Source organism: Pyramidobacter piscolens W5455, from assembly GCF_000177335.1.
Classification (GTDB): domain Bacteria; phylum Synergistota; class Synergistia; order Synergistales; family Dethiosulfovibrionaceae; genus Pyramidobacter; species Pyramidobacter piscolens.
Genome location: NZ_ADFP01000135.1, coordinates 1 through 18,632, shown reverse-complemented (window position 1 = coordinate 18,632; position 18,632 = coordinate 1). Strand labels below are relative to the sequence as shown.

The 18,632-nt window shown below is 55.6% G+C and carries 24 protein-coding genes and 2 tRNA genes; 3 read left to right on the top strand and 23 right to left on the bottom strand.

All coding sequences use genetic code 11. The features are described from left to right. Positions 1-1,443 carry an NADPH-dependent glutamate synthase gene (gene gltA / locus HMPREF7215_RS11625; RefSeq protein ID WP_009166113.1) on the top strand — a complete coding sequence of 481 codons (1,443 nt, stop codon included), beginning with the start codon at positions 1-3 and terminating at the stop codon, positions 1,441-1,443. Between the two features lie 72 nt (positions 1,444-1,515). After that, positions 1,516-1,767 carry a DUF255 domain-containing protein gene (locus tag HMPREF7215_RS11620; protein ID WP_009166112.1) on the top strand — a complete coding sequence of 84 codons (252 nt, stop codon included), beginning with the start codon at positions 1,516-1,518 and terminating at the stop codon, positions 1,765-1,767. Positions 1,768-2,011: 244 nt separating this feature from the next. Here HMPREF7215_RS11620 and HMPREF7215_RS14095 read toward each other — a convergent pair whose 3' ends face one another. The 21 genes from HMPREF7215_RS14095 to HMPREF7215_RS11535 all read right to left on the bottom strand — a co-directional run bounded on the left by HMPREF7215_RS14095 (position 2,012) and on the right by HMPREF7215_RS11535 (position 15,605). Further along, positions 2,012-2,281 carry a DUF6485 family protein gene (locus tag HMPREF7215_RS14095; protein ID WP_009166110.1) on the bottom strand — a complete coding sequence of 90 codons (270 nt, stop codon included), beginning with the start codon at positions 2,279-2,281 and terminating at the stop codon, positions 2,012-2,014. Between the two features lie 36 nt (positions 2,282-2,317). Then, complete coding sequence (locus HMPREF7215_RS11610; RefSeq protein WP_009166109.1) at positions 2,318-2,746, bottom strand: nuclear transport factor 2 family protein; 429 nt, start codon at positions 2,744-2,746, stop codon at positions 2,318-2,320. Positions 2,747-2,838: 92 nt separating this feature from the next. Beyond that, positions 2,839-3,087 (bottom strand): excinuclease ABC, A subunit, encoded by a 249-nt coding sequence (locus tag HMPREF7215_RS11605; RefSeq protein WP_009166108.1) that lies wholly within the window; start codon positions 3,085-3,087, stop codon positions 2,839-2,841. A 92-nt stretch (positions 3,088-3,179) separates the two neighbouring features. Then, positions 3,180-3,434: a hypothetical protein gene (locus HMPREF7215_RS13730; RefSeq protein ID WP_198004614.1), complete on the bottom strand. Its 255-nt coding sequence runs from the start codon at positions 3,432-3,434 to the stop codon at positions 3,180-3,182. A gap of 414 nt (positions 3,435-3,848) precedes the next feature. After that, positions 3,849-4,166 (bottom strand): TfoX/Sxy family protein, encoded by a 318-nt coding sequence (locus HMPREF7215_RS11595; protein ID WP_040551189.1) that lies wholly within the window; start codon positions 4,164-4,166, stop codon positions 3,849-3,851. A 20-nt stretch (positions 4,167-4,186) separates the two neighbouring features. Next, the gene (locus HMPREF7215_RS12965; protein ID WP_083798344.1) at positions 4,187-4,615 is read right to left on the bottom strand and encodes a VOC family protein; all 429 of its coding nucleotides are present in this window, start codon (positions 4,613-4,615) and stop codon (positions 4,187-4,189) included. A 57-nt stretch (positions 4,616-4,672) separates the two neighbouring features. Then, positions 4,673-4,987, bottom strand: coding sequence for a TfoX/Sxy family protein (locus HMPREF7215_RS11590; RefSeq protein ID WP_009166104.1), 315 nt, complete (start codon positions 4,985-4,987; stop codon positions 4,673-4,675). 151 nt (positions 4,988-5,138) lie between these two features. Then, positions 5,139-6,155 carry a tyrosine-type recombinase/integrase gene (locus HMPREF7215_RS11585; protein WP_009166103.1) on the bottom strand — a complete coding sequence of 339 codons (1,017 nt, stop codon included), beginning with the start codon at positions 6,153-6,155 and terminating at the stop codon, positions 5,139-5,141. 59 nt (positions 6,156-6,214) lie between these two features. Beyond that, on the bottom strand, positions 6,215-6,373 hold the full coding sequence (locus HMPREF7215_RS12960) for a helix-turn-helix domain-containing protein (RefSeq protein WP_083798343.1): 159 nt from the start codon (positions 6,371-6,373) through the stop codon (positions 6,215-6,217). Between the two features lie 11 nt (positions 6,374-6,384). Beyond that, positions 6,385-7,401, bottom strand: a complete 1,017-nt coding sequence (locus tag HMPREF7215_RS12955; RefSeq protein WP_009166102.1) for a DUF3644 domain-containing protein — start codon at positions 7,399-7,401, stop codon at positions 6,385-6,387. Positions 7,402-7,694: 293 nt separating this feature from the next. Next, positions 7,695-9,320 (bottom strand): 23S rRNA (uracil(1939)-C(5))-methyltransferase RlmD, encoded by a 1,626-nt coding sequence (gene rlmD / locus HMPREF7215_RS11580; protein ID WP_009166101.1) that lies wholly within the window; start codon positions 9,318-9,320, stop codon positions 7,695-7,697. A 139-nt stretch (positions 9,321-9,459) separates the two neighbouring features. Next, on the bottom strand, positions 9,460-10,029 hold the full coding sequence (locus tag HMPREF7215_RS11575; protein WP_009166099.1) for a 2-oxoacid:acceptor oxidoreductase family protein: 570 nt from the start codon (positions 10,027-10,029) through the stop codon (positions 9,460-9,462). Positions 10,030-10,040: 11 nt separating this feature from the next. Further along, positions 10,041-10,859, bottom strand: coding sequence for a 2-oxoacid:ferredoxin oxidoreductase subunit beta (locus HMPREF7215_RS11570; RefSeq protein ID WP_009166098.1), 819 nt, complete (start codon positions 10,857-10,859; stop codon positions 10,041-10,043). A gap of 1 nt (position 10,860) precedes the next feature. Continuing rightward, positions 10,861-11,997, bottom strand: a complete 1,137-nt coding sequence (locus tag HMPREF7215_RS11565; protein WP_009166097.1) for a 2-oxoacid:acceptor oxidoreductase subunit alpha — start codon at positions 11,995-11,997, stop codon at positions 10,861-10,863. Continuing rightward, positions 11,997-12,203, bottom strand: a complete 207-nt coding sequence (locus HMPREF7215_RS12950; RefSeq protein ID WP_083798342.1) for a 4Fe-4S binding protein — start codon at positions 12,201-12,203, stop codon at positions 11,997-11,999. The genes HMPREF7215_RS11565 and HMPREF7215_RS12950 overlap by 1 nt, the downstream gene beginning before the upstream one ends. 58 nt (positions 12,204-12,261) lie before the next feature. Continuing rightward, on the bottom strand, positions 12,262-12,918 hold the full coding sequence (gene tsaB, locus HMPREF7215_RS11560; RefSeq protein WP_009166095.1) for a tRNA (adenosine(37)-N6)-threonylcarbamoyltransferase complex dimerization subunit type 1 TsaB: 657 nt from the start codon (positions 12,916-12,918) through the stop codon (positions 12,262-12,264). Then, a complete protein-coding gene (gene tsaE / locus HMPREF7215_RS11555) occupies positions 12,915-13,409 on the bottom strand; it encodes a tRNA (adenosine(37)-N6)-threonylcarbamoyltransferase complex ATPase subunit type 1 TsaE (RefSeq protein ID WP_009166094.1) in 495 nt (164 codons plus the stop codon). Before tsaE ends, tsaB begins: the two co-directional genes overlap by 4 nt. Beyond that, positions 13,403-14,896 carry a bifunctional ADP-dependent NAD(P)H-hydrate dehydratase/NAD(P)H-hydrate epimerase gene (locus tag HMPREF7215_RS11550; protein WP_009166093.1) on the bottom strand — a complete coding sequence of 498 codons (1,494 nt, stop codon included), beginning with the start codon at positions 14,894-14,896 and terminating at the stop codon, positions 13,403-13,405. The genes tsaE and HMPREF7215_RS11550 overlap by 7 nt, the downstream gene beginning before the upstream one ends. Further along, positions 14,896-15,270 (bottom strand): holo-ACP synthase, encoded by a 375-nt coding sequence (gene acpS / locus HMPREF7215_RS11545; protein WP_009166092.1) that lies wholly within the window; start codon positions 15,268-15,270, stop codon positions 14,896-14,898. Before acpS ends, HMPREF7215_RS11550 begins: the two co-directional genes overlap by 1 nt. 159 nt (positions 15,271-15,429) lie before the next feature. Continuing rightward, a tRNA-Val gene (locus HMPREF7215_RS11540) sits at positions 15,430-15,504 on the bottom strand. A gap of 26 nt (positions 15,505-15,530) precedes the next feature. Continuing rightward, positions 15,531-15,605: transfer RNA gene (locus tag HMPREF7215_RS11535), tRNA-Val, on the bottom strand. A 176-nt stretch (positions 15,606-15,781) separates the two neighbouring features. On the opposite strand from HMPREF7215_RS11535, the gene msrA reads away from it, so the two are divergent. After that, positions 15,782-16,873 carry a peptide-methionine (S)-S-oxide reductase MsrA gene (msrA, locus tag HMPREF7215_RS13990; protein WP_009166091.1) on the top strand — a complete coding sequence of 364 codons (1,092 nt, stop codon included), beginning with the start codon at positions 15,782-15,784 and terminating at the stop codon, positions 16,871-16,873. A 110-nt stretch (positions 16,874-16,983) separates the two neighbouring features. On the opposite strand, the gene HMPREF7215_RS11525 is transcribed toward msrA, so the two are convergent. Next, positions 16,984-17,799 (bottom strand): pyrroline-5-carboxylate reductase family protein, encoded by an 816-nt coding sequence (locus HMPREF7215_RS11525; RefSeq protein WP_009166090.1) that lies wholly within the window; start codon positions 17,797-17,799, stop codon positions 16,984-16,986. A gap of 22 nt (positions 17,800-17,821) precedes the next feature. Further along, positions 17,822-18,632 (bottom strand): 23S rRNA (guanosine(2251)-2'-O)-methyltransferase RlmB (rlmB, locus tag HMPREF7215_RS11520; protein WP_009166089.1); only part of this gene is annotated, 811 nt, incomplete at its 5' end.

The following is an 18,632-nucleotide window of genomic DNA, read 5'->3' as shown; positions in this document are numbered from 1 at the left end:
ATGGCCATTTCTCCGAAAAAGACCCCTATATCCGAGCAGGATCCAAAGGTCCGCGCCCATAACTTCAAAGAAGTCTGCCTCGGCTACACTCCCGAAGAGGCGATGCAGGAAGCCGCGCGCTGCCTGCACTGCAAGAACGCCCCCTGCATTAAGGGCTGTCCCGTCGCCATTCGTATTCCCGATTTTATCGCCGCCATCAAGGAAGGTGATTTCGAGAAGTCTTTCGACATTCTCAGCCAGTCCACCGCTCTGCCCGCCGTCTGCGGCCGCGTCTGCCCTCAGGAAAAGCAGTGCGAAGGCGTCTGCACCGTAGGGCGCATGAAGGACCGCTCTACGGGCCTGAACAACGAGCCCGTCGCCATTGGTAAACTTGAGCGTTTCGCCGCCGACTGGAAGGCCTCGCAACCGGCCGTCAAGCCCACTCCCGTTCCCTACAATGGCAAAGGCAAAGTGGCTGTCATCGGTTCCGGCCCCTCCAGCCTCACCGTGGCCGGCGATCTGGCCAAGCTTGGTTACAAGGTCACCATTTTCGAAGCCCTGCACCTGCCCGGCGGTGTTCTGATGTACGGCATCCCCGAGTTCCGTCTGCCAAAAGCGATCGTGCAGCACGAGATCGACAACATCCGGGCGCTCGGTGTCGACATCGAAGTCAACGTCGTCGCCAGCCGCACCGTCACCGTCGACGAGATCCAGAAGAATTTCGACGCCGTCTACATCGCCACCGGCGCCGGCACGCCCAAGTTCGCCGGCACGCCCGGTACCAACCTGAACGGCGTCTTCTCCGCCAGTGAATATCTGACCCGCATCAACCTGATGCACGGTTACGAATTCCCCGCCTACGACACGCCCGCCAAGAAGTCCAGGCACGTGGCCGTCATCGGCGGCGGCAACGTCGCCATGGACGCCGCCCGTTCGGCCCTGCGCCTTGGCGCCGAGAGCGTCACCGTGCTCTATCGCCGCTCCGTGGACGAACTGCCCGCCCGTATCGAAGAATATCACCACGCCGTCGAAGAAGGCGTCAAGTTCGAGTTCCTCACCGCTCCGACGGAGTATATCGCCTACAGCGGCGACGACAAAAACGAGATGGGCAAGCTGGTCGGCGTCAAGTGCCAGCGCATGGAGCTGGGCGAGCCCGACGCTTCCGGCCGCAGAAGCCCCAAACCGATTGAGGGCAGCGAGTTCACGCTCGAGATCGACACCGTGATCGAAGCCATCGGCCAGAGCTCCAACAAAGTGCTGCTGAACGCCTGGCCCGAGCTGAAGACCAACAAGCGCGGCTACATCGAAGCCAACGAAGAAACCGGCGGCGCCACCTCCATCGAGGGCGTCTACGCCGGCGGCGACATCGTCACCGGCGCGGCCACCGTCATCCTCGCCATGGGTGCCGGCAAGACGGCCGCCAGGGCGATCGACGAATACCTGACCGCCAAAGCTGCGAAGTAATTTTTCCCCGTCCCGTGCAGCGAGAGCGCTTTCCGCGCCCTCGCTGTTTTTCTCTGCAAAGGAGCCGATTCCATGAGTTGCTACGGTGAAACCGGTTACAACGCCAACGACGATCTCAAAGACTGGAAAGTTCTCCGCCAGGAGACACTTGAACTGGCGCGCTCGAAAAACGACCCCGCGTTCTTGGATTACGTCGACGGCGTCAGCGACAAAGCCTGGGCGCACATCCTCGAAGAAAACTTCTTCACCCCCGAAAAGGCGATGGAACGCCTGTGGGGCTTCTACCGCACCGACATTCTGCCCTATCGACACAAAGATCAGTAGCAAGAGCGGGACTTTCACCCGAACCGGTGAAAGTCCCGCTCTTGCTACTGATCTTTGCGGACATTGATTTGTTTCATCGTTCATTTCCAATCATTCTTATACTATTTCTCAATTAAAAGGATGAACGCAAGGGCGCTGCGAGGAAGTTCAGTCGCTCAGGACTACCTCGACCGCTGCGCGGTCTGCGCAGCCCGCTTTGTGAATCTCCCTCGCAGCGCCCTGCAAACTCTGTTAATGCTTTTTATCAAGAAATAGTATGAGGCTCTTGGCGTTCATTTTCGGTTTCGTTCTTACGCATGACCAATGCAGCAAAATCCTTCATAAAGTACCCCGGTCCCCTGTATTCCGGGTCAACTTTCTTAAAGAAGCAGGTCGGGATCTTGACCTGCGCAAGATTTTTGGCGATACACGGCTCGCACCCTCTGCTGTGGTTGTTAGGATGGTTCGGGAATTTCACGTCCGTACACGTGCAAAACAGAACCCGATTTTGCGTTTTCTCGTCCCCGTTGATCATATGCTCATCTTCATTGCGCCCAGGACGTGCGGTCAGTCAAAACCATTTCGCCTCTTCGTCGGGAAAGACCGGTTTTTCTCCGTTTCGATAAGGATCGTAACGTTTTTTGTTGCAGCCGAACTCCTTCAAAAAAGCGATTTTGTTCCCCGGCGACCACTCGATGAGAGACATTCCCTCAAATTCTTCGACCGTGCCGCCGGCCATTTCATCCTTAAAGTCCCATTCGACGACCGTTGTGGCACCGCTGTGGAAATATCGCCTGATATCCCACCGCAGGACTCGCCCGCGCGTGTTCCACTCGCGGAACCATTTTCCGATCTTTTCGAGGCCTTCATACTGAGGCCCCCAGCTTTCGATGTAAAGGGCGTCTTCCTCGAATACCGCGCCGATCCCGGAACCGTCCTTGCGAAGCCACATGGCAAACCAGCGTTCGACTGTTTTTTCCCTTTGGTCCGTTATGTTCATGAGGCACCTCCGTTAAGTTTTTTATGGTATCGATGATGACGGAAATATTCTTCTTGAGCTGGCCGAAACGGGCCGTATCATAAGTGCACATCTCACATACAATTATTGGATCCGCGGATATCCTCCGGCGTCCCCTCGGCAATGATCCTTCCTCCGGAAAGTCCGCCTCCCGGCCCCATGTCGATAATGTAATCAGCATTCCGAATGACATCAAGATCATGCTCAATCACGATCACAGCAGCGCCAAGATCGATCAGGCTGAGGGAATATCCCTCTTCGACCTGCATGCGCGTCGAGACGCGGACATAGCCGAAGGCCTTGAGCTTCTTTTGTTTTTCCATAGTTTTTGTCTCTGTTTAAGTTTATGTTTTATTTAGCAACACGATACCATGGTAGACATCGGGCAATGCTCGCATCAAGAGCAATCAGTCAATCAATAGCCACGATACTCATATAGCATGTCGGACAATTCCTCATTCATGTGTATAAAACGTATCATGTACTCCTCAGTGATATAAAACTGCCTGCCGCTGCTGCGTTCCTTTGTTGCAATCACCTGCTCACTTTCAGGCGATGTGCAGCGAAACCCGTGGATAATGCGATTCCGCATTTCAACAATCTCCGCGAACTTGTCGGCAATATCTGAGCCGACTTTCTGCGTAATTGTCTTCGCTATGTAGGGCTTCAAGTGCCCGATTCCTTGTCAATCAGCTTGAACCATGAATACGAATCATCCGTATGCAAGATGTTCTCAATCACAAAGCTATTGTTTGAACTGAACACGCTAAGCGCCGTCCCTAGAAGTAAACGGTATCGCTCCGTAGGTAATGACATTCGCGTGAGTGACGTATCGTACATACCATCACCTCCTATTCAAAGGCTTGCTCAAGCTGTTCAATACGGGATTCTGATGTTACAAGGATTTTCGGCATCATATAGTAACTGAAGCGTTCTCCGTCCCTGTTATAAAAATAAACAAATTCCACTTTTGCACCTCCTCTCTTTTATTTTTGGGCATAGAAAAAGACGATAGATGGTTAAATTTCTATCGTTTTAAATCTTTGATATTCAGTTTTGCTTGCTCTACAAACCTATGAATTATTTATTTCTTTTTTTGCATAGGTAACGGCAAGTCATCATACATAGCATCAAACAAACCAATTAGAAACTCTTTATTATCAACATCATCTACTAGAAGCATTTCTTTTGCTCCATCATACGGCAACTCATACACTGCATTTGGCATATAATTTATCGCAGATTGCACAGGTTTAACAAGTAATCTATCATCATATATTCCACCAATAATTTTTCCATTGTAATAAATAATAAATTCTCCCATCATGGCTTTATAACTAATACTATCTAATTCAGATACTTGTTCTAAAATAAAATCTAAGTATTCTTTGCTTGAAGCCATTTTTATATCTTCTTCAATTATTAGAATTTCAATAGTCCATTTTCATCAAACTTAAAATTTGAACCCCATGCAACTTCCCAGTAATATCCATCTAGATCAGAAAAATATGCATGATAACCACCCCAAAAGGTGTTTTGTGGTTCTTTTACAATTCTTCCACCAGCATTTCGCACTAATTCTATTACACTATCAACATCTTCTTTGTGTTCAACATTGTAAGCTAATGTAATTCCGGAAAATCCATTTCCCTTTGGTGGATTATTCTCATCAATATCTTTTGCTAATTGTTCCAGAGGAAATAGTTCAAATTTTGTTCCTGGAGTATCGAAAAAACATATTGGCGGATTATTTTCTTTACAGTTAGTCTTATATCCTAAACCATCTCTGTAAAACTTTATTGACCTTGCCATATCTCTAACACCTAAACAAATACAGGTAATCTTATTCATTACTACCTCCATAATTTCTAATTAACTTTCATCTAAATAAACTGGGATTTGTCTTTCTCATCTGGCTTTCGCGGGTTTCTTTTCCGGAAGTTCAGCATACATACCATCCAGAAGTTCCAGAATTAGAGCCTTATCATCAAAACTATCAAATACATGCATCAGGGTCTTTGAACCTTCATACGGATAACGCAGTTCGGAATCTGCAAGCAGTCTGTCCGATGTCGGCGTTCTCTTTAAAAACAGTTCATTATTGCAAATGTCACCTATCAGCTTACCATTAAAATATACAAGGTATCCGCCCATCATAGATTTTATGACAATATCGCCGGATTCAGAAAAACTATCGCGAACATATTCATTAATTTCATTCACCTTGATTGTCCCCCTCCAAATTCCAGTTTGTCTATCCCAATCCTCAAAATCCCTGATATTTCAAGGAAGTTCGCTGTTCCAACGCTCCGATTTCGACTACTTTCCCTTGTTTTTGCCCTTATCCGGCAAAACAAGGGAAAGCTTTTCTTTTTTACTCGCCGACCACTTTATCCAGCAGTCTTGCGGAGGTGCGTTTTGCTTCCTTTGTCACGTGTGCGTAGATATTCATTGTGGTACTCACATCCGCATGTCCTAGAAGCTCCTGTACGTCCTTCGGCTGTGCGCCATTTGACAGCAGGTTGCTCGTGAACGTGTGTCTGAGTGTATGGAAATGGAAGTCCTCAAGGCCCAGAACTTTTTCCTGCGCTTTCCGGCACATAGTGCTGACCGTACTTGCGGATTCATAAGCCCCGTCTGGACGGAGGTAGACAAAAGAGAACTCCTTGTAGTCCTCCGGTACTTCTTCCGTCATCCCCAGTGTGTACAGCTCGTAGTAGCTGCGGCCCTTTTCCTGTACCTCTTTGCAGTAGTTCAGACTGTAAAGCTCCCCGTACTGAAAACGGTTTTTGTGCTGTTCAGTCCTGGCCCTTTTCAGAATTTCCGCCAACGCGTCACAGAAGTCCACTGTGCGTATCTTGCTCCGCTTGGTGGGACCGATCTCCGTCTTGTGTCTTGCCCCGTTGTAGCGCATACTGCGCCGCACTGTGATGACCTGTTCTTTCAAATCAATGTCCTGCCAGGTCAGCGCACATACTTCTCCGATCCGAAGTCCGGTGAAGTAGGCGATCTGAATGGGCAGAAGCGCCGGATTGTTTTTCTTTTTGAGCCAGTCCGTCAGAGCAACATACTGCCCGTAGGTGATGGTGGGAACCGCCAGCTCGTCACTGTTGTCATCCGAGAACAGTTCGCAGCTTTCCTGCTTCTTCCGCATGACCACATACTGCATGGGATTGTAGCTTAAGAGCCGCTTGGGGAATACCGCGAACCGAAATGCGCCTTGCAGCACCGCCGAGAACAGCCGCATATAGCCTTTGCTGATGGGTTGTACCTCTTTTCCGTTCGCATCGTTCCCTCCGAAGGAGAGCAGATCAAGGAACGATTGCAGATGCTCCGGGGTAACGGTTTTCAGCTTTCTCTCTCCGCTGGGAAACTGCTTGATGCGTTCCACCGTTTCCTGATACGCAGATACCGTTCCGTTGCTTAAGCTGCCGGGTTTCAGTTCTTCCTCTACCTAGCATCAGCTGGCTTCTCTGTACCGGCTGGTATTAACCAAGTCTTTCCCTTCTTAATTGCACCATCTATACGTCCTTCAGAACAAAGGACACCAATTCTTCTGGATGTAATATCCCAGATTTTTGACATTTCTACGGTTGTCATGTACTCCATAGCATGTTCTCCTATTTTCTCTCTTTCGACTTTTCTTTCCTATATCTTTCTCTCATCGTAAAAAGAAATTTAGAATTCTTTTCTATATTAGCAATCATATAGTTCATAAAAAGCTCTGAATATCTAATAACAACTGGTTTCTTTAATCTGTATACATATCTCTGGTTGTCATTTAAGTGGTTCACAGTTGTAACACACATAAGATCATGCGCCTGTAATTTGCCTTTTAATGGGAATACAGAATAATCAAACTTTTCTTGAAGCCGGTGATTCACATCTGCAAATACATATGGATGTGTCTTATCTACATCTTTAGGTGTGTCAACAAATAGCAAATGTGTCCTCTTATCTCCCTCTTTTCCAAACAGCATATCTGCATCATTTGGATTCTTTACAATTGCAGCTTTATATTCAACTGGGACGTACATTCGAGCCTTTGTGTTATCAATATCTGATTTTCTAATCTCTCTATCTAGGGTTTGCTGTTCTACTACAAAATCAATAACATTCTTATCGTACTTACCCTTTAATGTTTTTACATCAACTATCTTATCTACAGTCAGAGTAAATAAAGATAAAATCGGGAAATCAAATTCTTTATTAATATCTATAGCAAACCACTCTTCAAGACATCCACTGTAATTGATTGCCGACGATTGAAAATATGAGATATATATGCTTTCTAGTTCTGAAATCATGAAATGCACAGCTTCATTTCTCAATTCAGAAATCCACTCTATATTTCTTCTAACAGGATCTATTTCATTCTGAAAAACATATTTAATGCATTCATCTATGCTCTTCGTGTCTTGTCGATTTCCATGTTTAGTTTTACTGTAAATACATTTCACATCGCCAGATAGTTGTATCATTCTTGCTTTAAGAATAAGCTCCCAAGCATTAGTCATGTAAAAAACAAAACCTTCAATTCTACAAACAGATCCAATTCTGTTATATGTATCAATTGCTGAAATATATGATTTTTTACTATGCTCAAGTAACTGTTTTATACATCTTGCCCCACGCATATGTCTTCTCCTCCCATTGTTTTTATTATATTCTTTTATCGGAATAATAATACGAGTACATCATCCCAATTTAGTCATTTCCCTTCCAAATAACTAAATTGAATTATCTATAACCAAATTATAATCCACCAGCTCACTTCTACAACATCATCAAAATGTCATATCCACGACCCGGGGGATCCATCATATTCATTTTTCCGTTCCAAATGCATTTCTGACGCCGAAAAAGCCAGTGTTCATGCGAGTTTCAGAACAAATTTTCCTAATGTGCCGTGACAAATTATAATAGACCACTATATCATCTGAAAAGCCTTCAAAGCCTCCACAATAGCATCTTCCTTCTCCTTAGGACACTGTGGATGTTTTGCATCCTCCGACTTTGGCAGATTAAAGTTCTCTACAAGTTCTAATCCACACTTCCTCTTCACCTGCGCTATATAAAGACTACTTACCTTCATCCCTTCATTATGCTCAGCCACATACTCCTTAATCTCCTCGTAAGTAGCCTTGCTTTCTGCAGAAGTGATATCTATCTCATCCATATCCAATGTCACACTCACATGATGCTTCGCCTCGTGGAGTTTGGACAATAAACATACCGTCTCCACATGACAGGTCTGCGGGAACATGTCGAAGACTTTGAGGCTGTCCATGTCGAGGACGTAGCCGGCGTCGCGCAGGAGGGCGGCGTCGCGGGCGAGGGTGGCGGGGTTGCAGGAGATGTAGAGGACGCGCGGCACGCGGCTGGCGGCGATGGTCTCGATCAGGCTTTTGTCGCAGCCGGCGCGGGGCGGATCGACGACGACGCAGTCGATGCCTTCGAGATCGGCGGGGGCAACGACGTTTTCCGCCGCGCCCTGAAGCACGGTCAGCCCTTCGATCCGGTTGGACTCGCCGTTTTCCCGGGCCAGCGCGACGGCGGAGGCCCATACTTCCACCGCCCTGATGGTCTTCGCTTTCCGAGACAGGAACGCCGTCAGCGCGCCGACGCCGCAGTAGAGTTCGAGCAGGTTCTGTCCTTCCGCCAGGCTGGCGGCATACGCAAAGAGCTGTTCCGCCTGCCCCGGGTTCGCCTGAAAGAACGACGTGCCGTCGTAATCCAGTCTGAAATTTCCCAGCCGCTCCGTCAGGCGGTCTTCGCCTTTGACGAGCACGGACTCTGCGCCGATGATGACGTTGCCCTCGTCGGGATTGACGTTGACGACAAGCCCGCGCAGTTCCGGAAAGCGCTCTTTGAGATGATCGTAGAGCCGTTCGAGCGACTCGAGCGCGCCGCCCTCGGGCCGGGCGGCGGCGACGAGGATCAGCAGGAGTTCCTCGCCGTCGCGGGCGCTGCGGATGACGACGTGCCGCAGCCAGCCGCTGTTGCTCTTTTCGTCGTAGCAGCAGAAGCGGCCGTAATTGATCATGTTCTTGACGACGGCGTACAGTTTGTTCGCGCGGTCGCAGATGACCGGGCAGCGGTCGACGGGAACGATCTCGTGCGAGCCGCGTTTGAAAAAGCCGACGTCGCCGGCACGTCCGCGAGCGCGCACGGGGAAGGAGGCTTTGTTGCGGTAACGCCATTCGTTCCGTGAGGGCACGCAGGGGATCTCGCCGTCGATCTCGAAGCCGCCGATGCGGCGCAGGGCGTCGGCGGCCAGCATCGCTTTGATCTGACACTGCAACGTATATTCGGCGTGCTGGAGCTGGCAGCCGCCGCAACTGCGGTACCAGCGGCAGGACGGTTCGCGGCGCTCCGGGTTGGCTTCCACGACGCGCTCGACGCGCGCCTGAATGTAGCTTTTCTTTTCCTGCCGCACGGCGATGACCGCCGTTTCCCCCGGCAGCGCTCCCTCCACGAACACGGTCCGCCCGTCGGCGGCCCGGCCGATCCCCTGACCGGCGGAGTTCATTCTGTCGATATAAAGTTGTTCCATGTGGGACCTCCCTTGTTCTCTTTTCTTTCGCCCATTATACCCGTTCCGTCGGGAATATTCTCCCGGCCGATGCGCGCACGGCACAAAAAATCCTCCGCCCGAAACAGAGCGGAGGATTTTCTATTTCTGCGCCCGGAACTTACTGCATATGGGCGGGAGCGTCCTTGAACATGCTGTAGCCTTCGTCGAAGGCCTTGGAATTCAATTCTTCCGTGCCCTTGGGAACGCGGTCGAGCATGGCCTTGCGGACGGCTTCGGGTTTCATCATGCCCTCGAGCTCAAGCACGCGGGCGATCATGCCGAGAGCGACCATGTTGGTGACGATCTCGCGGCCGATCTTGTCGCGGGCCGTCTGGATGATGGGAAGCTGATAGATGTTCGCATCCACCACCGGCACCTCTTCGACGGCAAAGCTGTCGAGAATCAAACGGCCGCCGTGCTTCACGTCGCCGGCGTACTTGTCGGCGGCGCCGCCGGTCAAACAGATCATCAGATCGGGATTGATAGGCTTGGGGTAATCGATAGGCTCGTCGGAGATCACGACTTCGGCTTTCGCCGAGCCGCCGCGGGCCGCGGGGCCGTAGCTCTGCGTCTGCACGGCGTAAAGGCCGTCGCAGAAAATGGACGCGGCTTCACCGGCCATGATGGCCGCGGTGATGACGCCCTGGCCGCCGGAACCGGCCAGACAGATTTCAAAACGTTTGGACATGGAAGCGCCTCCTACTTAGCCATAACGCGCTCAAGAAGAGCCTTGTACTGATCGGTGTACTCGGCGCGCTCGGTATCGACGAACACGCCCGTCACGATCTTGCCCTGGAGTTCTTCGGGCGACATCTCGGCGGCCTTCTTGGCGGGAACGAGATGCTGCTTGAGATACTCGATGTTGACGATGGGAGTTTTCAGTTTGTTGTAGCGGCCGTACTGGGTATGGCAAAAACCGGCCACTTCGACCACGGAGAAGCCGTGATGTTTCACGGCCAGCGTGATCGTCTTTTCGACGTCGCGCGGATTGGCCACGCAGGTGCGGGCCACAAATGTGGCTCCGGCGCCGGCCGCCAGCTTGCAGATGTCGAAGGAGGGATCGGTAACGCCATAGGGAGCCGTCTTGGCGATGGCGCCGATCGGCGTCGTCGGCGACATTTGGCCGCCGGTCATGCCGTAGATGTTGTTGTTCATGACGATGGCGGTGATGTCGATGTTGCGGCGGCAGGCGTGGATAAAGTGGTTCCCGCCGATGGCGCTGCAGTCGCCGTCGCCCATGACGTCGATCACGGCAAGCTGAGGCTTGGCCATCTTGATGCCGGTGGCGTAGGCCAGCGAACGGCCGTGAGTGGTGTGCAGCGTGCAGGCGTTGACGTAGCCGGGCAGGCGACTGGAACAGCCGATGCCGGACGCGAAAACGGTCTGGGTAGGATCAAGCTTCAGATCGACGACGGCCCGCAGAAGCGCGTTGAGAATGATCCCGTGGCCGCAGCCGGGGCACCACATATGAGGGAAAAAGCGAGGGCGCATCCATTCGAAGACTTCTTTGCTGGGCATCTTATTTGGCCTCCTCGACGATCTTGTTGAAAATTTCGGTGGGCTGGAAGAGCTCGCCGTCCACACGATTCAGCGGCACGACACGGGCCTTGCCGTGAACGGCGCGCTCGACTTCAAGCGCCATTTGGCCGCAGTTCAGTTCGGGCACGATGATGGTCTTGACGCGGCGGGCCAAGCGCTCCAATTCCTTATCGGCGAAAGGCCACAGGGTGATGGGACGGAAATGCCCGACTTTGACGCCTTGCGCGCGAGCGTCGCGCACGGCGCGGATGCTGGAACGGGAAACGCTGCCGTAGGAGACTACCAGGATTTCGGCGTCTTCCGCCTCGACGGTATCGAATTTGACGATGTCGTCGCGGAAACGTTCGATCTTGCGCATCAGACGGCGCATTTTCTTGTCGATGTCGCCGGGATCGGTCGTGGGGAATCCCCAATCGTTATGGGTCAGCCCCGTCACATGCCAACGGTACCCGTCGCCAAAGCCGGCCATGGGCGGAACGTCGTCTTCGGGATCGGCCTGATAGGGCACGAAGTGCTCCGCATCGACAGAAGGTCTCTTGCGATCGACGACCCTCAGACTTTCGGGATCGGGGACGACGAACTTTTCCCTCATGTGGCCGATTTCGGCGTCGCTCATGATAAGAACGGGCTGGCGAAAACGCTCCGCCAGGTTGAACGCCTCGACCGTCAACGTATAGCACTCTTCCACTGAAGCGGGCGCCAGGGCGATCGTGCCGTGATCGCCATGCGTACCCCAGCGGGCCTGCATGACGTCCTGCTGGGCGCCCTGCGTGGGAAGTCCCGTGGAAGGGCCGCCGCGCATGACGTCGACGACAACCAGGGGAATTTCGGCTTCATACGCCAGGCCCAGGTTTTCCTGTTTCAGCGTGAAGCCCGGGCCGGAACTGGCCGTCATCGACTTGACGCCGGCAATGGAAGCGCCGATAGCGCAGCCGCAGGCGCCAAGCTCGTCTTCCATCTGCTGGAAGACGCCGCCGACCTTGGGCAGTTCGACAGCCATCGTCTCCATGACTTCCGTCGAGGGAGTAATCGGATACCCCGCGTAGAATTTGCATCCTGCCGCCAGCGCGCCAAACGCGACGGCCTCGTTGCCCTGCCAGAATTTGATCTCAGCCATTATTTCGTCCCATCCTCTCGCACAGTGATCGCAAGATCGGGGCAGATATTTTCGCACGATCTGCAACCGATGCACTCTTCCGGATGTACAGCCTCGGACTTCACTCTGTCGTTCAGGGCAAGAACTTTCTTGGGGCAAACGGAAACGCACAAACCGCATCCCTTGCACCAAGTTTTGTTGATAGATACATCAAACTTCTTGGCCAACACCTTCACCTCCAGAAAAAATAAAAAAGCTTCCCCCGTTTACAACAAAAAACAAAATCTATAAAGAACGGCCGAGGCCGGGTTCGCGCAGATAGCGAGCCCGCAGCTCGTCCGGCTTTATACTTGTATGAAGACGCTCCAACGCCAGCGCGGCTTGCGCCGCGCCGCTCGGGTTTGCAATGTGCTGTACGCCCTCACAGGATGATGTGGCAAACAAGCGCGCATCTTTTACCGACCACATCTCAAAATCACACGAAATCTCATGCAGTTCCGATAAAAGTTCCTCGTATGCGCGTTCTTTTTCAACCAGCACAGGGCGACCGTCCCTATAAGCGCTCGAAAAAGCCAGCTCGCGCGACGCGGCGATCAACGGCGCCTTCACGCCGCGATCCCAACCCGGGCAGGAACGGAGCACCGCCTCCAAGCTGCTCAGCGGCACCACTTCGATGCCAAGGGCGAAGGCCAGGCCGGCAGCGTAAGCCATGCCGATGCGGATGCCGGTAAAATAACCGGGACCGACCGTCGCCGCGACGCACGTCACGTTCCGTACGTTCAGCCCGCACCCGGCCAGCAGTTCCGCCACCAGAAGAGGCAGACGGGCCGCCTGCGCGCGGCCAAGGTCGAGATTGCGCTCGCCGGCAATCTTTCCGTCAACGGCCAGTCCCAGACAGGACCAGCGGTTGGAACAATCTATGGATAAGATGACGTCGCTCATAAACACGCCTTCTCCAGTTGCGCCAAAGCGTTCCGCGCCGTCTCGCCTACAGCAGCGACGCGGAAGCGGCGTTTTTCGCCCGCGGCAGACACAGACATCTCGCAACGCCAGACGTTTTCGAAATCGGCGTGGGCAAGGCGCTCGGGCCACTCGATAATCAGCACCCAGCCGTTGTCAAGATACTCGTCGAAGCCAAGGTCCCGGCCGTCGACATGCTCAAGACGGTACAGGTCGGCATGCGCGACCGGGATCCGCGCCCGCGCGTACTCGTTGACCAACGCGAAAGACGGGCTGCAGGTCCGCTTCCAGCCCAGCGCGCGGCACAGTTCGCGCACCAGCGTCGTCTTGCCGGCGCCCAGCTCCCCTCTCATCAACAGCGTCATGCCGGGGCGCAGGACGGCGGCGATTTTTTCTCCCAACGCCCGCGTGTCGTCAAGCCCGTCGAGCGAAAAACAGCTTCGTCCGTCCGGCTCTTTTTTTATCGTCAGCACGCTCCGTTCAGCTCCTTCAAAATCGCCGGCAGATGATCGGACACTTCGTGAGCCAGCACGCCGTCTTGCCCTTTCATACGGCCCAGAGCCTCTCCGGCCGCGCCGTGGCACCATGCGCCCAACGCCAGCGCCTTTTCCGCGGGAACTCCCGCGGCCAGCAGGGCCGCGCAAGCGCCCGCAAGCACGTCGCCCGACCCCGGCACGGACAAGGTTCGGTCCCCGCGCGACACGATCCACGGCGTTTGCTCCGGGCCGGCGACGAGCGAGCGGTACCCTTTCAAAAGTACGGGACCATATTGCCGCGCCACATCACCGGCTGCCTCGAAGCGGTTCCGCACGGGCAATCGCTCGCCGAGGAGCGCCGCCGCTTCGCCCTCGTGAGGCGTCAGACAGCATCGCGCGGGTTTTATATCATCTTTGCCCAGCCAGTACAGGCCGTCGCCGTCCCACAGGGACGGGCCGTCCCATTGCGCGCCAATCCGGCACAGCTCGCGGGCGCGGTCGTCGCGGTCAAGCCCCGAACCGATCAAAAGCGTTGCGCAGCGGGGACGCCATTTCCGCATGACCGCCTCAAGAGAGCCCGGAGTGTCCAGCGGTTCGGCGATCGCTTCCGGAAGCGACGCGGCGAGAACATCCAGAACTTCCGGAACCGAGGCCAGCACCACCAGCCCCGCACCGGCGCGCAAAGCGCCGCGCGCCGCCAGAAGCGCTGCGCCGCGATAGCGCTTCGAGCCGGCGACGAGCAGCACGCCGCCGCGGCGGCCTTTGTGATCGTCGCTCCGGCGACGGGGAAGAAAACTTCGCACGTCGCCCTCTTCCAGCTCCAGCGCGTCGGGAACTCCCAGCAGCGGCGCGGAATTCTCGCCCAACGGGATCAGAACCGTCTCTCCCGCCAGCGCCGCGCCGTACCCTGTCGCCATCGGCAGCTTCCGGCCGCCGGCCGTGCAGGTCCACTGCGCTTCGATGCCCTCGCCGCCTTCCGTGCCGCTGGGAATGTCCACCGCCAGCACATGACGGCCAAAGCGATGCCGGTTGACCGCCGCGATCAAACGGGCCGTTTCGCCGCGAGGCGCGCCCGCCGCGCCGGTGCCCAAAAGCGCGTCGATCACAAGATCGTGCGAATCCAAAAGCTCTGTTAACGCCGCTTCGTCAAGGGTACGACTTTCAACGACCGGCACCGGCATCTTCCCGAGCTTCGTCAGATTGACGGCAGCGTCGCCTTGGGAACGGGCGGCTTCATGACTGAGAAGCACCGTCACTTTCCAGCCGCCTTCCATCAGAAGCCGGGCGATCACGAAACCGTCGCCGCCGTTGTTTCCGGCGCCCGCCAAAATCAGCGCCGAACGAGCGAGCGGCTGCTTCAGGATAAAATCGACAACGCCGCGGCCGACGCGCTCCATCAGTTCCAGGCCCGGCACGCCGGATTCGATCAGCCGCGCGTCAAGGGCTCTCACTTTTTCGTTCGCGTACCACGGGATCACGGCCATCAGACTCCTTCCGTCTCGTAGATCACCACGGCGGCGGCGATGCCGCGGTCATGGCTGAGCGAAAGATGAAAACGCGCCCGGCGATACGGCTCCAGCGCCGGCGCCTGCGGATCGAGAACGAGAAAAGGGCGACCGTTCCCGTCATGACGGACGCTCACGCTGTGAAGCCCCAGCTTCGCCAATCCCAAACCGGTCGCTTTGGCAAAGGCCTCCTTCGCCGCGTACGCCGCGGCAAGATGACAGGCGCGCGATTTTTTTCCCGCCGCGTAAGACAATTCCGCTTCGGTAAAAACTCTTCGACAAAAAGCTTCGCTCTCGCAGGCCTTCCGCATGCGCTCCACACCGCACAGATCCATTCCGACACCGGCAATCATGTTTTCACCGCCTTATACTATACCGCTCCGCACTATTTTACAACAGTTTCAACTTTAAAAAAATCAATTTGGAACTGTATTAGAATCATCAAGACAGAAATTCAATCTATATTTTTCTCTACAAAAAAAGAGCACCTTGAAAAGATGCTCTCGAAGCCATGGTGGGTGATACAAGAATCGAACTTGTGACCTCTTCCGTGTCAGGGAAGCGCTCTTCCTCTGAGCTAATCACCCTTTATCGGGGGCGTATGAAGAACACATGGTGGGTGATACAAGAATCGAACTTGTGACCTCTTCCGTGTCAGGGAAGCGCTCTTCCTCTGAGCTAATCACCCGATAACGCCGAACATGAGGAATTCTACTCTCTCCGCCCGCTTCTGTCAACCCTGAAAAGTGCGTCACCTGCGAGCTCGGACATTCCCGGGACATTAAAGTATAATAGTCTCAACACAAAGATCGGCGCCCGCATGAAGCGAAAGGCGAACGCGCTGACATCGGATGGGAGGAACTCATGAAAAGAACGATTCTCGTAGTGCTGACGGCGTTGTTTTCGGCCATGCTCTTGCCCCGGACAAGCGGCGTCCGGGCGGAAACTCTTGTGACGAAAAACGAAGGAGAGGACATGAAAAATCTGAAAGAAATATATTTTGCGGGCGGCTGTTTTTGGGGTGTTGAAGAATATTTTTCGCGCATTCCCGGCGTGCGCGACGCCGTGTCCGGATACGCCAACGGCCACACGGAAAACCCGACGTACCGTGAAGTCTGCTCGGGGCTCACGGGGCACGCCGAGGCCGTGCGCGTCAGTTACGACCCGCGGCTCGTCAGTCTGGAAACGCTGACGGAACAGTTTTTCCACATCATCGACCCGACCGTTCGGGACCGGCAGGGAAACGACGCCGGCCGGCAGTACCGCACGGGCGTGTACTACGCCGACGCGGCCGAGCGCGAACCTCTCGAGCGGATCTTCGCCGCCGAGCAGAAAAAGTATAAACAGAAGATCGTCACGGAACTGGCGCCGCTGGAAAACTTCTTCGCGGCCGAGGAGTACCATCAGGACTATCTGAAGAAGAACCCGGGCGGTTACTGCCACGTCGACTTCAGCGCGCTCGACGGGCTGAAAGCGAAGGCGCCTCCCGCCCCCGAAAGGAAATACGCCAAGCCGTCCGCCGCCGAGCTCAGAAAAAAGCTGACGCCGACTCAGTACGCCGTCACGCAGGAAGCCGCCACGGAGCGCCCGTTTGCCAACGAATATTTCGACAACCGCGAGCCGGGGCTGTACGTCGACGTCGCCACCGGCGCGCCGCTGTTCTCGTCTGAGGCGAAGTTCGATTCCGGCTGCGGCTGGCCCAGCTTTTCAAAGCCGATCGATCCGGCAGCCGTCGCCGAACGTCACGACGACAGCTACGGCATGAGCCGGACCGAGGTGCGCAGTCAGACCGGCGACAGCCATCTGGGGCACGTTTTCGACGACGGGCCGCGCGACAAAGGCGGTCTGCGCTACTGCATCAACAGCGCGGCGCTGCGCTTCATCCCCTACGACAAGCTGGACGAAGAGGGCTACGGGGAGTTCAAGCATCTCTGCGAAAGCTACGACAAGCGCTGATTCGCGGCGCCCGGAGAACTATGTTAACACTTTCTATCAAGAATTAGTATAAAAGCGACGCCGCGGAGAACATCGTCTGCTCTCCGCGGCGTCGCTTTTATCACAGATTCTTATCGAGGCGTTTTTTCGAAAGCGGCGGCGCCTGCCTGGGCTTTTTCCGCGGTGGCGACCAACGCTTCGACAAAGGCGCTGCGAAAGCCCGCCTTTTGCAGCGCGCGCAGTCCGGCGATGGTCGTGCCGCCGGGCGTGCAGACGGCGTCTTTCAGTACGGCAGGATGAACGTTCTTCTGCCGCACCAGCTCGGCCGCCCCGACCAGTGTAGCCACGCCGGCGCGCAGCGACAGGTCGCCTTTCATGCCCACGGCCAGGCCGCCCTGGATAAAGCCTTCCAGCAGCTCCAGCACGTAGGCGAGCGCCGAGCCGGAAAGGCAGACGACGCCGTCCAGGTCCTTTTCGGACACTGCCACCGCGTCGCCGAAAAGCGCGCAGAGCCCGCGCACTTCCTCAAATTCCGCCTCGGTCCAGCCGCCGCGAACGATGCCGGTAAATCCGGCTCCCACGGCCGAAGCGATGTTCGGCATCACGCGGCCCCAGCGGGCGTTCGGCGCCGCTTTTTCCAACAGTTCAAGGCTGACCAGCGCCGCGCAGGAAGCCAGCGCGCGCCCGGCCAGCAGCGCCGCGTTTTCCGCGCAGTAGCTTTCGACCAGCCACGGTTTCAGCGCGATGAAAACGGGACCGCTGCCCCGCGGCGCGGCTTCGGCCAGAGTAGCGACCGTTTCGACGCCGTCGCCGGCAAGCGCGTCGAATTTCGCGCCCCGATGCTGGACCACCACGGGCCTGACGCCGGCGCGGAACAGCCCGCGCGCCACAGCGCCGCCCAGATTGCCGCCGCCGATAATGATCGGGCGAAGCTCTTTCACGTTCATGACACACGCCTCCCAGCGAATTTTATTCAGACGCTTTCGCGCCGCAGCCGTACAAACGTACCCATTCGAACATGCCCAGCGCCGCCGCGACGCTGGCGTTGAGGTTGCCGGTGCGCCCCGCCATGGGGAACTTGACGAGCATGTCGCATTTTTTCGCCGTCAGCGCCGAAATGCCTTCGCCTTCGGAACCGACGACAAGCGCCAGCCGTTCCGGCAGCGCGCTGCTCCACACGGTCTCGTCGGTGCGGTGATCCAAGCCCACGACCCAGAAACCTTTTCGCTTAAGGCGCTCCACGGCGCGGCCGACGTTGACCACCTGCGCCACGGGCAAACGGAACGCCGCCCCGGCGCTGGTCTTGACGACCGTGCCGTTGACGGTGGCGGAACGATCGTTCTGGCAGACGACGCAGGCGGCACCGGCCACTTCGGCCGTGCGGATCACCGCGCCGAGATTGTGGGGATCCTGGCAATGGTCGAGCAGAACGATCAGCGCCGGCGCCTGGGGATCCAGCGCGTCGACGACGCCGTCGAGATCGGCCGGCGGGATCGGCGCCACGCGGGCGGCCACGCCCTGATGGACCGCGCCGCCGCTCAGCCGTTCCAATTCTTCCCGCTCGACAAAATCCAGCGGGATGCGGCCGTCGGCGCAGAGGCGCGCCACCGTGTCGCGGAACTCGTCCTGCGCGCCCGCCAGCAAAAAGACTTTGCGGCACAGCTCGGGCCGGTGCTCCAGCAGCGTCAGCACGGGATTGCGCCCCCAGCAGAGATCGTCGGACGCCGCCGGCGCGGCGCGCTTCGGCCGGGGACGGCGCTCGGGGAACGGGCGGCCGCCG

Coding starts and splice junctions, on each gene's coding strand:
- gltA (WP_009166113.1), top strand. CDS start 1: ATGGCCATTTCTCCGAAAAAGACCCCTATATCCGAGCAGGATCCAAAG.
- HMPREF7215_RS11620 (WP_009166112.1), top strand. CDS start 1,516: ATGAGTTGCTACGGTGAAACCGGTTACAACGCCAACGACGATCTCAAA.
- HMPREF7215_RS14095 (WP_009166110.1), bottom strand. CDS start 2,281: ATGATCAACGGGGACGAGAAAACGCAAAATCGGGTTCTGTTTTGCACG.
- HMPREF7215_RS11610 (WP_009166109.1), bottom strand. CDS start 2,746: ATGAACATAACGGACCAAAGGGAAAAAACAGTCGAACGCTGGTTTGCC.
- HMPREF7215_RS11605 (WP_009166108.1), bottom strand. CDS start 3,087: ATGGAAAAACAAAAGAAGCTCAAGGCCTTCGGCTATGTCCGCGTCTCG.
- HMPREF7215_RS11595 (WP_040551189.1), bottom strand. CDS start 4,166: ATGGCTTCAAGCAAAGAATACTTAGATTTTATTTTAGAACAAGTATCT.
- HMPREF7215_RS12965 (WP_083798344.1), bottom strand. CDS start 4,615: ATGAATAAGATTACCTGTATTTGTTTAGGTGTTAGAGATATGGCAAGG.
- HMPREF7215_RS12960 (WP_083798343.1), bottom strand. CDS start 6,373: ATGGAGTACATGACAACCGTAGAAATGTCAAAAATCTGGGATATTACA.
- HMPREF7215_RS12955 (WP_009166102.1), bottom strand. CDS start 7,401: ATGCGTGGGGCAAGATGTATAAAACAGTTACTTGAGCATAGTAAAAAA.
- rlmD (WP_009166101.1), bottom strand. CDS start 9,320: ATGGAACAACTTTATATCGACAGAATGAACTCCGCCGGTCAGGGGATC.
- HMPREF7215_RS11575 (WP_009166099.1), bottom strand. CDS start 10,029: ATGTCCAAACGTTTTGAAATCTGTCTGGCCGGTTCCGGCGGCCAGGGC.
- HMPREF7215_RS11570 (WP_009166098.1), bottom strand. CDS start 10,859: ATGCCCAGCAAAGAAGTCTTCGAATGGATGCGCCCTCGCTTTTTCCCT.
- HMPREF7215_RS11565 (WP_009166097.1), bottom strand. CDS start 11,997: ATGGCTGAGATCAAATTCTGGCAGGGCAACGAGGCCGTCGCGTTTGGC.
- tsaB (WP_009166095.1), bottom strand. CDS start 12,918: ATGAGCGACGTCATCTTATCCATAGATTGTTCCAACCGCTGGTCCTGT.
- HMPREF7215_RS11550 (WP_009166093.1), bottom strand. CDS start 14,896: ATGGCCGTGATCCCGTGGTACGCGAACGAAAAAGTGAGAGCCCTTGAC.
- acpS (WP_009166092.1), bottom strand. CDS start 15,270: ATGATTGCCGGTGTCGGAATGGATCTGTGCGGTGTGGAGCGCATGCGG.
- msrA (WP_009166091.1), top strand. CDS start 15,782: ATGAAAAGAACGATTCTCGTAGTGCTGACGGCGTTGTTTTCGGCCATG.
- HMPREF7215_RS11525 (WP_009166090.1), bottom strand. CDS start 17,799: ATGAACGTGAAAGAGCTTCGCCCGATCATTATCGGCGGCGGCAATCTG.